Genomic DNA, 15,582 nt, shown 5'->3' with positions numbered 1-15,582 from the left:
GGGCTGCATCCCGGCCCACACCATCCATCCACACGCAAGAGGAAAGGATACCCACGCATGCGCCTGACCAAGCGGCGGCTGACCGCGCTCGTCGGCGGACTGCTGACGATCGCGCTCACCGTGCTGGGCCTCGCGGCGGCCACCACCCCCGCGCAGGCCAGCACCACGCGCAACTTCCTGGTCACCCTCTACGGCTGGCCGGACAACTCCCCGCCCGGAAACGACATCGCCTACCCGAAGAGCGACGGCAACCCCACCATCCACAACGCGGCCGGCGGCACCGGCACCTACGCCAACCCGATCACCTACGCCACCGACAAGTCCGAGCTGGCCGTCGGCACCATCGTCTACTACCCGTACCTGCATCGGTACTTCATCATGGAAGACGACTGCGTCGAGTGCGACGAGGACTGGACCGGGTCCGGACCCGACGGCGGACCGAACCTGTACCACATCGACCTGTGGATCGGCGGCCAGGGCGGCAACTCCAACGACGTGATCAACTGCGAGGACGACCTGACGCAGGACTCGGAGGCGGCCATCGTCAATCCGCCGAACAACGAGCCGGTGGACACCACGCCGCTGTTCAACTCCTCCACCAACAGCTGCTACAACCCGGCCGGCTTCACCGGTGGAGGCGGCGGGGGCGGCGACAGCGGCAGCGGCGGCCCGGGCGAGCTGATCGGCGCCCAGTCCGGCAAGTGCCTCGACACCAACGGCGGCACCTTCGCCAACAACACCGCGGAGCAGATCTGGACCTGCCACAGCGGCCCGGGCCAGACCTGGACCTACTCCGGCGGCACCTTGAACACGGACGGCGGGAAGTACTGCCTGACCGTGAAGGGCGCCTCCACCAGCCGCGGCGCGGCCACGATCCTCTACCAGTGCAACGGCGGAGCGAATCAGCAGTGGTCGATCGGCTCCAGCGGCGCGATCACCGCGCCGAACACCGGGTTCTGCCTGGACGTGACCGGCGGCGCCACGGCCAACGGCACCGTCGTGGAGACCTGGACCTGTAACAGCGCTGCCAACCAGCAGTGGTCCTGGAGCTGACCATGCTCGTACTCTGATTCACTGAGTGCGACGCCAGGGCTCTGTTCCGTCGATTCGCCGGCGGAACAGAGCCCTGTGTCGCCTCGCGCTCTCCCGCTATTGCGCGTGGCGGGCCACCGCGATCCGTACGCTCTGGTCGTCGCCGACGCGCACCGGATCGCCGAGCCGGGACTCGGCCTCGGCGTCGAGGACGGCGAGGTCGAGCAGTTCGACCTCGAGCGCGAGCGTCTCGCGGGCCAGCAGCTCCTGATGCGTGCGCAGCGCCTCGATCGCACCCGGCGTGCCCGCGACCAGCAGCGAAATCCGGTCCGAGACGCCGAATCCGGCAGTCCGCCGAGCCTGCTGGACGGTCCGCACGGCGTCGCGGGCCAGGCCCTCGGCCGCGAACTCCGAGGTGACCGAGACGTCGAGCAGGACGAAGCCGCCGCCCGGCAGCGGCGCGGTCGCGGTCTCCTCGGCGCCGTGGTCGAAGACGGTCTCCAGCACGTATTCGCTGAGTTCGAGCTCGATCCCGCCGCACACGACCCGGCCGGCCGGGGAGACGAACCAGTCCCCTGACTTGCTCGCCCGGATCACCCTCTGCACCTCGGCGCCGAGCCGCGGACCGGCCACCCGCGGCATGATGGTCAGCTGCTCCCCCATCCGCAGCCGCCGCGCGTCCGGGTCGTCCGGGTCGAGCAGCGTCACCGTGCGCACGTTGACCTCGTCGGCCATGATCGGGGCGAACCGGGCCCAGCTCGATGCGCCCGGCGCGACCACGGTCAGCTCGCCCAACGGCAGCCGCACCCGCAGGTCGTTGGCCTTGCGCAGGGCCGCGGCCACCGAGCACACCTCCCGGGTGCGGTCCATCGCCGAGACCAACTCCGCGTCCTGAGGCAGCCGCTCGGCCTCGGGCCAGTCGGTCAGATGGACCGAGCGTCCGCCGGTCAGGCCGCGCCAGACCTCCTCGGCGATCAGCGGCAGCAGCGGCGCGGAGATCCGGCACGCGGTCTCCAGCGCCGTGTACAGCGTGTCGAACGGCGCCGGGTCGGCCGCGCCGCCGGTGCCCCAGAACCGCTCCCGGGACCGCCGGATGTACCAGTTGGTGAGCAGGTCGAAGAAGCCGCGCACACTGTCGCAGGCCTCGGCGATGCGGTAGCCGTCGAGCTGCTCGCCCACGCTCTCCACCAGTTCGCGCAGCTTCGCCAGCAGGTAGCGGTCGAGCGGGTCCTGCGCCTCGAGCGTGGCCCGGGCCTCGTAGCCGGCCGCGTTGGCGTAGAGCTGGAAGAAGTACCAGCTGTTCCACAGCGGGATCAGCACCTGGCGCACGCCCTCGCGGATGGCCTGCTCGGTCACGATCAGGTTGCCGCCGCGCAGGATCGGCGAGGACATCAGGAACCAGCGCATCGCGTCGGCGCCGTCGCGGTCGAAGACCTCGGTCACGTCCGGGTAGTTGCGCAGCGACTTCGACATCTTCTGGCCGTCCGAGCCGAGCACGATGCCGTGGCTCAGGCAGGTGGAGAAGGCGGGCCGGTCGAACAGCGCGGCGGCCATGACGTGCATCGTGTAGAACCACCCGCGGGTCTGCCCGATGTACTCGACGATGAAGTCGCCCGGGAAGTGGGAGTCGAACCACTCGGCGTTCTCGAAGGGGTAGTGCACCTGGGCGAAGGACATCGACCCGGACTCGAACCAGCAGTCGAGCACGTCGGTGACCCGGCGCATGGTGGAGCGGCCGGTCGGATCGTCCGGGTTGGGCCGGGTGAGCTCGTCGACGGCCGGCCGGTGCAGGTCGGTCACCTCGACGCCGAAGTCCGCGCCGAGCTCGGCCAGCGAGCCGTAGACGTCGACCCGCGGGTAGTGCGGATCGTCGGAGCGCCAGACCGGGATGGGGCTGCCCCAGTAGCGGTTGCGGCTGATCGACCAGTCCCGGGTGTTGCTGAGCCACTTGCCGAACTGGCCGTGCTTGACGTGCTCGGGCACCCAGGTGATCGGCTCGTTGAGCTCGAGCATGCGCTCCCGGATCGCGGTGGTGGCCACGAACCAGGAGGAGACCGCCATGTAGATCAGGGGATTGCGGCAGCGCCAGCAGTGCGGGTAGGAGTGCTCGTACGTCTCGTGCCGCAGCAGCACCGTGCCCTCGGTGCTCGCGCCGGCCTCGCCTGCCTCGCCCTCGGTTCGAGCCTTGAGATGCTCGATGATCTTCGCGTTGGCCTTGAAGACGTGCAGGCCGGCGTACTCGGAGACCGGCTCGGTGAAGGTGCCGTCCGCGGCTACCGGCACGACCGGCACGATGCCGTACTGGTCGGTGAGCAGCTTGTCCTCCTCGCCGAAGGCGGGCGCGATGTGCACGATGCCGGTGCCGTCGGAGGTCGTGACGTAGTCCGCGTGCAGGACGACGTGCGACTTCGGATGCCCGAGGAAGTAGGAGAACGGCGGGGTGTAGCCCAGTCCGACGAGCTCGGAACCCTTGCAGCGTCGCACGATCCGCGACTCAGGGTCCTGGCCGAGCTCCTTCGCGTAGGCGGCCAGCCGCTCCTCGGCCAGGATGTAGCGTTCGGTCCGGCCGGCGAAGTCCGACTCGACCACCACGTAGTCGACGTCGCGGTGCACGGCCATGGCGAGGTTCGACGGCAGCGTCCACGGCGTCGTGGTCCAGATCAGCGCGAGCTCGCCGGTCTCGAGGCGGTATCCGACGGTGACGGCAGGGTCGCGGCGCGGCTGGTAGACGTCCTCGTCCATACGTAGCTCGTGCGCGGAGAGCGGGGTCTCGTCGTTCCAGCAGTAGGGCAGGCAGCGATAGCCCTCGTAAACCAGACCCTTGTCATAGAGCTGCTTGAACGCCCACATGACGCTCTCCATGTAGGACAGGTCGAGCGTCTTGTAGTCGTTCTCGAAGTCGACCCACCGGGCCTGACGGGTGACGTAGTCGTGCCAGGCCTGGGTGTAGCGCAGCACCGATGCGCGGCAGGAGTCGTTGAACGCGGCGATGCCGGCCTGCTCGATCTCGGCCTTGGTCTTGATCCCGAGCTGCCGCATCGCCTCGAGCTCCGCGGGCAGGCCGTGCGTGTCCCAGCCGAAGCGGCGTTCCACCCGGCAGCCGCGCATGGTCTGGTACCGCGGAATGAGGTCTTTGACATAGCCGGTGAGCAGATGTCCGTAGTGCGGCAGGCCGTTGGCGAAGGGCGGACCGTCGTAGAACACGAACTCGTTCGCGCCGCGCTCGCCGACCGGACGCGCCTCGACCGAGGCGCGGAAAGTGTCGTCGGAGCCCCAGTAGTCGAGCACCCGCAGCTCGATCTCGGGGAACCGCGGCCCGGACGGGACGCCGTCGTCCGCGGCTCCGGCGGCGGCTTTCGGATAGATCCGGGTCATTACGGGCTCCCGTCGTCCTGCTTCAGCTGTGCTCGTGACGCACCGTGTCGCGCAGCAGCGTAGCGGCCCGGGCACCGAAACGCCGGGAATATCGGACCCGCCGCGCGGGCTTTGCCGCACGTGGGAGGCCTGAGATAGATTGAGCGGAGCCGATCGGCGCACCGGCGGATCGCGGGACGGAAGGCGGGCGGCGGCGTGCGGATGGAGATCGACGGCGAGAGTCCCAGTGCGGACGCCCTCGCCGAGATCGCACTGGAGAGCTTCGGCCACTTCACCGCGATGCAGGTGCGCGGCGGCCGGGTGCGCGGGCTGGGGCTGCATCTGGACCGGCTGGACGCGGCGAACCGGGAGCTGTTCGGCAGGCCCTTCGACGGCGGGTATGTGCGAACCCTCATCCGGCAGGCGCTGCGCGGCGGGAACGGCCGCGAGCCCCAGCCGGACGCGTCGGTGCGGGTGATCGTGCGCGGGATCGCGGCGACCGGCGCCGTGCGCACCATCGTCACCGTGCGCCCGCCGGCCCAGGTGCCGGACCGGCCGCAGCGGCTGCGCTCGGTCTCCTACCAGCGCGAGATCGCGCACATCAAGCGGCCCGGCGACTTCGCCCACGCCTACCACCTGAACGAGGTCGCCCGCGCCGGCTACGACGACGCGCTGCTGACCAGCCCGACCGGGCGGATCTCCGAGGGCGGGATCACCAACATCGCGTTCTTCGACGGCACGGACGTGCTGTGGCCGGACGGCCCGTCGCTGGCCGGCATCACCATGCAGCTGGTCGCACCGCGTCTGGCCGAGCAGGGCCTGAAATCGCGCACCGGCCGGGTCACCCTGGCCGAGCTCGGCCGCTTCGCAGGGATCTGCGTCACCAACTCGCGCGGCGTCGGCGCGGTGCGCAGCGTCGACGAGCTCGAGATCCCGGTCTCCGACACGCTCATGCGGGCCGTGGGCGACGCTTACGAATCCGTACCCTGGGATGAGATCTAAGGGGCCGTATGGACCGCCGACCAGTTCGCCGGTATCCCACCGGGGTGCCCGTCTCGGATGACCGCATGGCCGTCGCGCCCGGTCTTCCCCGTCCAGGCCACGGAATCGTCTACGTCCGCTCCGACGGCCGAGGCCGCTGGTGGGCGACCTGGGCGGACGACTACCCGCAACCGGACGAGGCCGGCGCGGCCTACGGTCACATCTGCTTCGAGGGCGACGGGACGTATGACGTGGTCGAAGCGTGGGCACGCGCCCAGGCCGCCGCGGAGAGGCTCGTCGCCTACCCCGCTTGCCCGCTTCCGGGCACACCACCCGAGCTGTGGCCGGGCCAGGTGCCGCTTCCGCCCGCCTGACGACTCAGCCCTCTTCGATCTCCACCCAGTCCAGAGTCCGGGTCACCGCCTTCTTCCAGCCGCGATACCCCTTCTCCCGGCGCGGCTCGTCCCACTCGGGCTCCCAGCGCCGGGCCTCGTGCCAGTTGCCGACCAGCTCCTGCGTCGAGTCCCAGAAGCCGACCGCGAGCCCGGCCGCGTAGGCGGCGCCGAGCGCGGTGGTCTCGGCCACGACCGGGCGCGAGACGGCGACGCCCAGCACGTCGGCCTGGATCTGCATGGCCAGCTCGTTCGCGGTCACTCCCCCGTCCACGCGCAGCACGTCGAGGCGCACGCCGGAGTCCTGCTCCATCGCCTCGATCACGTCGCGGGTCTGATAGCAGATCGCTTCCAGGGTGGCCCGGGCCAGGTGGGCGTTGGTGTGGAAGCGCGACAACCCGACGATCGCACCGCGGGCGTCGGACCGCCAGTAGGGGGCGAACAGCCCGGAGAAGGCGGGGACGAAGTAGACCCCGCCGGTGTCCTGCACCTGCCGGGCCAGCGCCTCGCTCTGCGCCGCCCCGGAGATGATGCCGAGCTGGTCGCGCAGCCACTGCACGGCCGAGCCGGTGACCGCGATCGAGCCTTCGAGGGCGTAGACGGCGGGCTCGTCGCCGAAGCGGTAGGCGGGCGTGGTGAGCAGCCCGTGGCTGGACCGGACGATCTCGGTGCCGGTGTTCATCAGCAGGAAGTTGCCGGTGCCGTAGGTGTTCTTCGCCTCGCCGGGGCGGAAGCAGACCTGGCCGACGGTGGCGGCCTGCTGGTCGCCGAGCACCGCGGTCAGCGGCACCTCGCCGCCGAGCGGGCCGTCGGCGCGGGTCACGCCGTAGCCGGCCGGCAGCGAGGAGGACTTGATCTCCGGCAGCATCGCCCGCGGCACGTCGAAGCAGGCGAGCAGCTCGTCGTCCCAGTCCAGGGTCTCGAGGTCCATCAGCATCGTGCGTCCGGCGTTGGTCACGTCGGTGACGTGCACGCCGCCGTCGACCCCGCCGGTGAGGTTCCACAGCAGCCAGCTGTCGGTGGTGCCGAACAGCGCGTCGCCGGCTCGCGCGTCCTCCCGCAGGCCGGGCACGTTCTCCAGCAGCCACTGGATCTTGCCGCCGGAGAAGTAGGTGGCCGGCGGCAGCCCGCTGCGGTGCCGGATCAGCTCGCCCGCGTCGGAGCGGTCGAGCGCGGCGGCGATGCGGTCGGTGCGCGTGTCCTGCCAGACGATGGCGTTGTGGTACGGCCGCCCGGTGCGCCGGTTCCACACCACCGTCGTCTCGCGCTGGTTGGTGATGCCCAGCGCGGCGAGGTCGGCGGCGTGCAGGCCCTCGCGGGCGAGGGTGGTCTCGATCACGACCCGGGTGCGCTCCCAGATCTCCAGCGGATCGTGCTCGACCCACCCCGGCTCCGGCAGCAGCTGGCCGTGCTCGAGCTGATGGCGTGCCACCTCCCGGCCGGCGTGGTCGAAGACCATGAACCGGGTGCTCGTGGTGCCCTGGTCGACGGCGCCGACGTATTCAGCCATACGGAGTCTCCGCTTCCTCGACGGCCCTCGTTGCCGCCGTCATGTTACCGGCGGGTCGGGGTAGCCTCGTCACTGTCAGACCCCGAAGACGAAAGGCGACCGTGATGGCCGTGACCGTGGCCGACCTGCTGGCCTACAGCCTGCGCAAGCCGGGCGCCTGGGAGGACGACCCGTGGGGCGGGGACATCGTGGCGAAGGTGGGCACGAAGATCTTCGCGTTCTTCGGCGACCCGAACTCGAGCACCACGATGGGCGTGAAGTGCGGCCGGAACCGCGACGTGGCGGACGAGTGGGTCGCGCGCTATCCCGGGGACGTCCAACCGTCGAGCTACATCGGCCGCTTCGGCTGGAACTCGCTCACGGTGGGCGGGGCGATCCCGGACGAGGAGCTGTTCGAGGCCGTCGACACCTCGTACCTGGAGATCGCGGTCAAGCTGCCCAAGAGGGAACGGCCGGACGGTTACGAGAAGGCCTGAGCGGAGTCGAGCCGAGGGGGTCGCACCATGCCGGAGATCGAACTGCGGGCGTTCGGCCGCGAGGATCTGCCGTTGCTCGCCGGCTGGCTGGCGAACGAGCACGTGGCGCGCTGGTGGCCGCAGGAAGACCTGTCCCTCGCAGCCCTCGATGCCTACTACGGTCCGGCCATCGACGGCACGGACCCGACGCTGCTCTACCTGGCCGTCGCCGACGGCGTCCCGGTCGGCTTCGTGCAGACCTACCGTCATGCCGATCACCCGGGCTGGGACCGGGCCGTGGGGATCCCTGCCGTCGCCGGGATCGATTATCTGATCGGCGAGGCGGACCGCTGCGGCAAGGGCCTCGGCACCGCCGTCATCGCGACGCTCTGCGCGCACGCGTTCCGGCTGTTCCCGGACCTGGCCGGCATCGTCTCCGCACCCCAGGCCGCGAACACGCCGTCGTGTCGTGTGCTGGAGAAGAACGGGTTCCGGCTACTGGGCGTCCGCGACATCGAGTCGGACGATCCCGGCGACGCGGGGCCTTCCGCGGTTTACCTGCTGGAACGGCCCTAGGCGCGCCCGGAGAAAACCCGGACGCGCCTAGACCGTCGATCACTTGTCAGCGGCGGCCGCTGGGCACGCCGTCCTGAACGTCGTCCGAGTCCTGATCGCCGAAGGAGACGGTGCCCCACGCGGCGACCTCGCTCGACGCCGGGAACAGCCCCGGGTCGAGGTAGCCGCGGCCGACCGGCGGCTCGCCGTCGCCCTCGACGGACATGTGCGGCAGGATCCGGTCGAGCCACTTGGGCAGGTACCAGTTCGCCCGGCCGAACAGCTGCATGATCGAGGGCACCAGCAGCATCCGCAGCACGAAGGCGTCCAGCGCCACCGCCGCGGCCAGGCCGATGCCGAACTCGGACACCGCGCGCTGCTTGAGCAGCAGGAAGCAGAGGAACACCGCGATCATGATGGTGGCCGCGGCGGTGATCACCCGTCCGGTCTCGGCCTGGCCGACCCGCACCGCCCGGCGGTTGTCCTTGGTGTGCACCCATTCCTCGTGCATCCGGGAGACCAGGAAGACCTGATAGTCCATCGACAGGCCGAACAGGATGGAGAGCATCATCACCGGTAGCCACGCCTCCACCGGCCCGGCCGCGCCGAGCCCGAGGGCGTCCGAGCCGTGGCCGTACTGGAACATCCAGACGATCACGCCGAACGACGCTCCGGCCGCGACCAGGTTCATCGCCGCCGCGGCCAGCGGGACGAGGAGCGAGCGGAAGGCGAGCATCAGCAACAGGAAGCCGAGCCCGACGACCACGCCCACGAACAACGGGATCTTCTGCTTCATCACACTGGCGAAGTCCTCGAAGATCGCCGTCGTGCCGCCGACGTAGGCCTGCATCTGCGTGCCCGCTTCGGCCTTCGGCACGACGGTGTCACGCAGCTGGTCGACCAGGTCCGTGGTCTGCGCGGACTCCGGCGCCGTCTTCGGGTACACCATGACGATGCCGACATGGGCGCCGGGCTCGGTCGGCACGGCGAAGGCCGTGGTGACGTCCGGAAGAGCACTGATGGTCGTGGCCATCTTCGGTAGGGCGGCGGCGTCGTTCGGCCCGCCCAGCTGCGCGACGATCTGCAGCGGGCCGTTGAAGCCCGGACCGAAGCCCTCGGCCAGCAGATCGTACGCCTTGCGCGTGGTGGTGCTGCTCGGGTCGTTGCCCTGGTCCGAGTTGAGCAGCCGGATGGACATGGTCGGGATGATCAGCACGCCCATGATGATCACGGCGAGCAGGGCCAGCACGGTCGGCCGCTTCTCCACCACCCGGGCCCAGCGCGCCCACACGCCGGTCGGCTCGCCGGTGATCGGCCCGCTGGCGGACAGCCGCTTGCGGGTGCCGCGGGACATGACCCGCTTGGCGATGCCCCGGAAGCCGAGCAGCGCGGGCAGCAGCGTGATCGAGGCGAACACGACCGTGGCCACGACGATGGCGGCGCCGACGCCGGTGCCGGACATGAAGCTCATCCGGGTGGTGAGCATGCCGAGCAGCGCGATGCAGACGGTGGTGCCGGCGAAGATCACCGCACGCCCGGAGGTGTTGAGCGCGAGGACCACCGAGTCCTCATGGCTCAGCCCCTCCCGCACCGAGTTGCGGAAGCGGGTGACGATGAACAGGGCGTAGTCGATGCCGACGCCCATGCCGATCAGCGCCGCGAGGATCGGGGCGAGCTGCGGGATGGTCATCGCGTGCGAGGTCATGATGATCAGGGAGGTGCCGATGCCGAGCCCGAAGATCGCGATGATCACCGGCAGCAGCGCTCCGACGATCGAGCCGAAGGCGAGCAGCAGCACGATCAGCGCGGCGAGGTAGCCGAGCAGTTCGGCGGAGCCGGTGCTCGACTGCTCGGTGCCCTGGATGTCGGTGCCGCCGAGCTCGACCTCGAGGTTCGCGCTCTGCGCCTTCTTGGCCGTGTCGACCAGGCTCTGCACGTCGTCGAGCTGGATGTCGGTCTGGTTGCCGGCGAAGGTCACCGTCGAGTACGCGATCGTGCCGTCCGCGCTGATGGCGGTCGACTTGGCTCCGTCGGTCTGGTACGGGTTGGTCACGCTGACGATGCCGTGGCCCTTGCCGACCTCGTCGAGCATGGCGGTGACGGTCTGCTCGACGTTCGGGTCGGTGACCTTCGCCCCGTTGCCCAGCGTGTGCCAGACGATCTGGTCGGTGTCGCCCGAAGCCTTGGCGTCGAGCTGCTTGAGCAGGTTGAGCGCCTTGGTCGAGTCCGTGCCGGGCATGTTGAACGACGTCGAGTACGCGTCCCCCCAGGCGCTACCGGCGAGAAAGATGCCGATCAGCGCGATGATCCAGAACACCAGGACCTTGGTCCGGTTTCTGAAGCACCATCGTGCGAGCGAAGCCATTGCTCCCCCATTTCGGTTCGGGCAGATCTCGGCCGCCAGGCACGCGGCCGCAAGAACGATAAGCGCGGCGGCTGACGCCGAGCTGACATAGGCCTGACAGAAAGACGATATAGCGCGTCTTTGTGAGGGAGATCACGGGAGCCTGGGAAGCACCGTAAAGCTCTGACACGTTCGGATAACGGCGTGGTCACGGGAAAATCTCGGCAGCTCGGCGCTGCGCGGGTCGGGACGGCGCGATAGCCTGACCCGACGCATGATCAGGGAGGGAGGGCGACACCGTGGCCGAGAGCCCGTTGCTGGCCAGCCTGCGCAGGGCCGTGGAAAGCGCACCGGAGGACCTCCCGTTGCGGCTGCACCTGGCCGGCCTGCTGGTGGACGAGGGACTGACCGACCAGGCGGTCGGGCACCTGGGGACGGTGCTCAGCCGCGAGCCGGGCTCGCCGCAGGCGCTGGAGCTGATGCGCCGGGCCCTGGGCGCAGGCGCGTCGGCCGCGGCAGCCGCGGCGCCCGCTGCACCTGTCGCGCCTGTCGCACCTGTCGCAGCACCCGAGCCGGGCCCCGCACCCGCCTCCCCCGACGGTTTCGACTGGAACGCGGCCGCCCGCGACCTCGGCGAGTTGGCCGAGCCGCTCTTCGTCGGCCCGGCCGCCGGGTCCGGCGAATCCGACGCGCCCGCCGGGTCCGCGTACGAGGTGGAGGACGTCGGCGTGCGCCTGTCCGACGTCGGCGGTATGGAGGAGGTCAAGCGGCGGCTCGACGTCGCCTTCCTCAAGCCGATGCGCAACCCCGAGCTCAGCCGGATGTATCGCAAATCCCTGCGAGGCGGCCTGCTGCTGTACGGGCCGCCCGGCTGCGGCAAGACCTTCGTGGCCCGGGCGGTCGCGGGCGAGCTGGGCGCCAAGTTCTTCTCGGTCACCCTCGCCGACGTCATCGACATGTACATCGGCCAGAGCGAGCGCAACCTGGCCGCGGTCTTCGACACCGCGCGGCGCAACTCCCCGTGCGTGCTCTTCTTCGACGAGATCGACGCGCTCGGGCGCAAGCGCGGGAACCTGCGCACCGACGCGAACCGCGGCGTGGTCAACCAGTTCCTGACCGAGCTCGACTCCGTCGACGCCGTGAACGACGGGGTGTTCGTGCTCGGCGCGACCAACACCCCGTGGGACGTGGACACCGCCCTGCGCCGGCCGGGCCGGCTCGACCGGACGCTGCTGGTGGCACCTCCGGACCGGCCCGCGCGCGAGGCGATCCTGCGCTACCACCTGCAAGACCGCCCGGTGAGCCGGATCGACGTGGCCGCGCTGGCCAAGCGGACCGAGGGCTATTCCGGGGCCGACCTGGCGCACGTGTGCGAGACCGCGGCCGAGACGGCGCTGCTCGCGGCGGCGGAGGAGGGGACGCTGCGGCTGATCGGCATGGCCGACCTGGAGGCGGCGATCGACGAGGTCCGGCCGTCGATCGGGCCGTGGCTGGAGGAGGCGCGCAACGTCGTGCTGTTCGCCAACAGCTCCGGCGCCTACGACGAGCTGCACGCCTACATGAAGAAGAATCGCCTGCTGTGACGGGTTCGACTCATCAGGACCTGATGCGCGCGTACGAACTGAACCGGCTCCACCGCCGACGGGAGGCCCTGGCCGTGCTCGACCGCGTTCTCGCGGTGGAGCCGACGCATGCGAACGCGCTGGGCCTGCGCTCGCTGTGCCTGACTTTCCTCGGCGAGCACGACGCGGCGATCGAAGCCGCCCGCGCGTGCGTGGCCGCCGGACCCCAGAGCGGCTCGAGCTTCCGGGCTCTGTCGTTCGCGCTGGATTCGGCCGACCGGGCGGCGGAGGCGGTCGAGGCGGCCGCCACCGCGGTACGCCTGGAGCCGGACTCCGCGATGAACCACGTACGGCTCGCCGAAGCCCTGCGCGACATCGATCCGCCCGCCGCCGTCGCGCCCGTCGAGCGGGCTCGCCAACTCGCGCCGGATTCGGCCGTGGTGCACCTCGCCTGCGGCGTGGTCTATGAAACGAACCGGGGCCACGACGCGGCCCGCCAGTCGTACCTGCGCGCCCTGGAGATCGATCCGCAGAACGCCACTGCCCACATGCGCATCGCCGGGCTGGATAAGAAGGCGAACAAGTGGGAGGCGGCGCTGGGCGGGTTCAGCCGCGTCATCTCACTCAATCCGCGCTTGACGGCAGCGCGCCGGCAGATCGAGGCAGTGATCCTCACGCGTCTGTACGCGCCGCTGCTGGCCTCGTTCGCCGGCGCGGTGGCGGCGTCGCTGCAGAGCGCCGGCGGCGAGACCATGGTCAGGCGGGTCATCGCCGCGGTGGTGCTCGGCGTCATCGCCGGCATCGCCTTCGTGACCATCAGTGGCCTGCGTCGGTCGGCCGGAACGTTCCTGTGGCGCTTCCTGCGCACCGATCGACAGGCCATCGCCCTGCTCTCGCTGACCGCGATCTACGTCGGGTACATCGTGGTCGCGACGCAGACCTCGCTGATACCGGTCGGCGGCGAGCCGTATAAGGTCCTCGGTATCCTGGCGCTGCGCTTCTTCGTGGATCTGCCGAACGGAAGAACCTGGCGACGGCTCCGGCGCGTACCACGAGTTGCACGCCTCTAGGAGAAAGAGCCGGCTGCTGTGACGGATTCGACTGACGACGACCTGATCCGCGCATCCGAACTGAACCGGCTCGGCCGCCCGCGGGAGGCCCTGGACCTGCTCGACCGCGTGCTCGGGGCACAGCCGGCCCACCCGAGGGCGCTGAGTCTTCGTTCGCTGTTCCTGGTCCCGCTGGGCGAGTACGACGCGGCGATCGCGGCCGCGCGCGCGTCCGTGGCAGCCGATCCCCAGTACTACAACGGTTTCTGGGCCCTCTCCTTCGCCCTCGACCAGGCCGGTCAGGGCCCTGAGGCCGTCGAGGCGGCGGCGACGGCGGTGCGGCTGAAGCCGGACGTCGCGCTGAACCACGTCCGGCTCGCCGAAGCCCTGATCGACACCGATCCCCCCGCCGCGGTGGCCCCGGCCGAACGCGCCCGCGAGCTCGCCCCGGGCAACGCGCTCACGCACGTCGCCTGCGGCGCGGTCTACGAGATGAATCAGTGCCCTGATGAGGCGCGCCAGTCGTACCTGCGCGCGCTCGAGATCGATCCGCAGACCCCCAACGCCCACTTCCGCATCGCCCTGCTGGACAAGCAGGCCGGGAAGGGGGAATCGGCGTTGCGCGGATTCCGCCGGGCAGCCACGCTCAACCCGAAGGCGTCGGACGCGCGGAAGCAGATCGAACTCCTCATCTATCAACGCCTGGGGTCAACGCTGGGTTTCGCCTTCATGGGCGCCATGGTCGCGTCCTACGACACCGGATCGGCCCACGATACGGCCACGCACATCGGGGGGGCCGTCCTGCTTGGGATCATCGGCGGCGTCGGCTACCTGAACCTCAGGAACGTGCGCCGGGTGGCCGGGAGCTTCCTCCGGCACTGTCTGCGCACGGACCGGCACGCCCGCGGCATCGTCGCGATGACCTCAGCCTACATCCTGTACATCGTGGCGGTGACGCAGACCCCGCTGATACACGCCGGGGGTTACTTCCACCTGCTCGGCTTCATCGCGGTCATCTTCCCCCGCATCGTCACCGGAGTGCTCAACTCGCGGGCCAAGCGCCGGAGCGGGCAGCCGGCGGCCGGCCGGAAGGGCAAGCAGAAAGCCGGTGCACAGCAACTGAAAGACGGCACTGAAGCCTAGAACGGCCCGGTCCCCGACGGCACCGCCTACGGGTCCTGCGACGAGCAGACCGAGCGGACCGAGGGCGAAGGCGCCGAGGTAGGTGTAAGAGTCGACCCGGGCGAGCGCGTCGACGGGCAGCAACTGCTGCTTCACCGTCGTGTAGAGCACCCCGCTGATCTGCGTGGCACCGCCGCCGATCGCCAGCAGCACGGCGATCAGCGGCAACGACAAACCCAGGGCGAAGCCCGCCGGGGCGAGGGCGTAACCGGCCGTGCCGGCGATCCCGAGGATCAGAGATCTGCGGGTCTTGCGCAGCCGCACCATCGCCAGCCCGCCCGCCACCGCGCCGAGACCCCAGCTGCCGAGAGCCACGCCCCACGTGCGGGCCCCGCCGTACTGCAGCCGGGAGAGCGTCGGCCCGAGCACCAGGTACGGCGCCCAGACCGCGAAGTTGAACAGCGCGAACTGGAGGGTGGAGAGCCAGAGCCAGGGGTGCCCGGCGAAGACGGCCCAGCCTTCGCGCAGGTCCGCGAGCGGACGCAGGGTGCTGCGAGCCGCGGCCGGTGCCGCGAACGGGATGCCCAGCAGCGCCAGAAAGCACACGGCGAAGCTGGCCGAGTCCAGACCGAGCACGAGAGGCGGCCCGAAGGCGGCGACGAGCACACCGGCGATCGCCGGGCCGATCACGGCGAAGGTGGAGTTGGCGACCGAGAGCAGAGCGTTGGCCGGCTGGAGCATCTCGTCGTCGACGAGGCGGCGGATCAGGGCACTGTAAGAGGGCAGGAAGAGTCCGTCGCCGACGTACTCGACCACTGAGAAGAGCACGAACAGCCCCAATGGCAGTCTCGGCACGGCGACCAGGCACAGCGCGAGGGCGGCGCGGTTGGCGCAGCGCAGTGCGTCCGCCGTCAGCATCACACGGCGAGCACCGAAGCGGTCGGCCAGCACTCCGGCGAGCGGCAGGCACAGGAGCAGCGGCGCGATACCGCAGGCCATGACCAGCCCGAGGCTGGAGGCACCGCGGCCGGTGTCGAGGACCGCGAAGGACGTCGCGGTCCCGGCCATCGCGGTGCCGAACATCGAGGCGGTGGAGCCGAGGTAGTAGCGGCGGAAGCCCGGCAGGGCGAAGACCCTCCGGCGTATCGCGTTCTTGTCGGAGACTTGAGTGCTCATGGCTCAAGATGCTGCTTGCCTTCCCGTGGCCTGACAACGAAAATCGAGGC

11 protein-coding genes and 1 pseudogene are annotated in these 15,582 nt (G+C 70.2%); 8 read left to right on the top strand and 4 right to left on the bottom strand.

The window, feature by feature from the left end; genetic code table 11:
- Nucleotides 1-57 precede the first annotated feature (57 nt).
- The gene (locus ACTRO_RS40965) at nt 58-1,053 is read left to right on the top strand and encodes an RICIN domain-containing protein (RefSeq protein ID WP_051452174.1); all 996 of its coding nucleotides are present in this window, start codon (nt 58-60) and stop codon (nt 1,051-1,053) included.
- A 96-nt stretch (nt 1,054-1,149) separates the two neighbouring features.
- Here the strand turns inward: ACTRO_RS40965 and ileS are convergent, their stop codons facing one another.
- Complete coding sequence (ileS, locus tag ACTRO_RS40960) at nt 1,150-4,407, bottom strand: isoleucine--tRNA ligase (RefSeq protein WP_051452173.1); 3,258 nt, start codon at nt 4,405-4,407, stop codon at nt 1,150-1,152.
- 201 nt (nt 4,408-4,608) lie between these two features.
- Between ileS and ACTRO_RS40955 the strand changes: the two genes are divergently transcribed.
- Both ACTRO_RS40955 and ACTRO_RS40950 read left to right on the top strand, forming a co-directional pair.
- The gene (locus tag ACTRO_RS40955; RefSeq protein ID WP_051452172.1) at nt 4,609-5,388 is read left to right on the top strand and encodes an aminotransferase class IV; all 780 of its coding nucleotides are present in this window, start codon (nt 4,609-4,611) and stop codon (nt 5,386-5,388) included.
- A gap of 65 nt (nt 5,389-5,453) precedes the next feature.
- The gene (locus ACTRO_RS40950; RefSeq protein ID WP_034271869.1) at nt 5,454-5,741 is read left to right on the top strand and encodes an eL24 family ribosomal protein; all 288 of its coding nucleotides are present in this window, start codon (nt 5,454-5,456) and stop codon (nt 5,739-5,741) included.
- 4 nt (nt 5,742-5,745) lie between these two features.
- Here the strand turns inward: ACTRO_RS40950 and glpK are convergent, their stop codons facing one another.
- Nucleotides 5,746-7,269 (bottom strand): glycerol kinase GlpK, encoded by a 1,524-nt coding sequence (gene glpK, locus ACTRO_RS40945; RefSeq protein ID WP_034271867.1) that lies wholly within the window; start codon nt 7,267-7,269, stop codon nt 5,746-5,748.
- Between the two features lie 104 nt (nt 7,270-7,373).
- Here glpK and ACTRO_RS40940 point away from each other — a divergent pair, with 104 nt between their 5' ends.
- Nucleotides 7,374-7,745: an MmcQ/YjbR family DNA-binding protein gene (locus ACTRO_RS40940; protein WP_211244598.1), complete on the top strand. Its 372-nt coding sequence runs from the start codon at nt 7,374-7,376 to the stop codon at nt 7,743-7,745.
- A gap of 27 nt (nt 7,746-7,772) precedes the next feature.
- Nucleotides 7,773-8,300, top strand: a complete 528-nt coding sequence (locus tag ACTRO_RS40935) for a GNAT family N-acetyltransferase (RefSeq protein WP_051452171.1) — start codon at nt 7,773-7,775, stop codon at nt 8,298-8,300.
- Between the two features lie 46 nt (nt 8,301-8,346).
- Here the strand turns inward: ACTRO_RS40935 and ACTRO_RS40930 are convergent, their stop codons facing one another.
- Nucleotides 8,347-10,644: an MMPL family transporter gene (locus tag ACTRO_RS40930; RefSeq protein WP_063628167.1), complete on the bottom strand. Its 2,298-nt coding sequence runs from the start codon at nt 10,642-10,644 to the stop codon at nt 8,347-8,349.
- A 278-nt stretch (nt 10,645-10,922) separates the two neighbouring features.
- Here ACTRO_RS40930 and ACTRO_RS40925 point away from each other — a divergent pair, with 278 nt between their 5' ends.
- The 3 genes and pseudogenes from ACTRO_RS40925 to ACTRO_RS50610 all read left to right on the top strand — a co-directional run.
- Complete coding sequence (locus tag ACTRO_RS40925; RefSeq protein WP_034271865.1) at nt 10,923-12,206, top strand: AAA family ATPase; 1,284 nt, start codon at nt 10,923-10,925, stop codon at nt 12,204-12,206.
- Complete coding sequence (locus ACTRO_RS40920) at nt 12,203-13,255, top strand: tetratricopeptide repeat protein (protein WP_034271863.1); 1,053 nt, start codon at nt 12,203-12,205, stop codon at nt 13,253-13,255. The genes ACTRO_RS40925 and ACTRO_RS40920 overlap by 4 nt, the downstream gene beginning before the upstream one ends.
- A gap of 18 nt (nt 13,256-13,273) precedes the next feature.
- A pseudogene (locus ACTRO_RS50610) lies at nt 13,274-13,477 on the top strand (hypothetical protein); the annotation flags it as partial.
- 681 nt (nt 13,478-14,158) lie between these two features.
- Here ACTRO_RS50610 and ACTRO_RS40915 read toward each other — a convergent pair.
- Complete coding sequence (locus ACTRO_RS40915; protein ID WP_051452170.1) at nt 14,159-15,532, bottom strand: MFS transporter; 1,374 nt, start codon at nt 15,530-15,532, stop codon at nt 14,159-14,161.
- Nucleotides 15,533-15,582: the final 50 nt, after the last annotated feature.

Origin of the sequence: Actinospica robiniae DSM 44927, from assembly GCF_000504285.1 — a bacterium.
Lineage (GTDB): Bacteria > Actinomycetota > Actinomycetes > Streptomycetales > Catenulisporaceae > Actinospica > Actinospica robiniae.
This window is presented reverse-complemented; position numbering and strand designations above follow the sequence as displayed.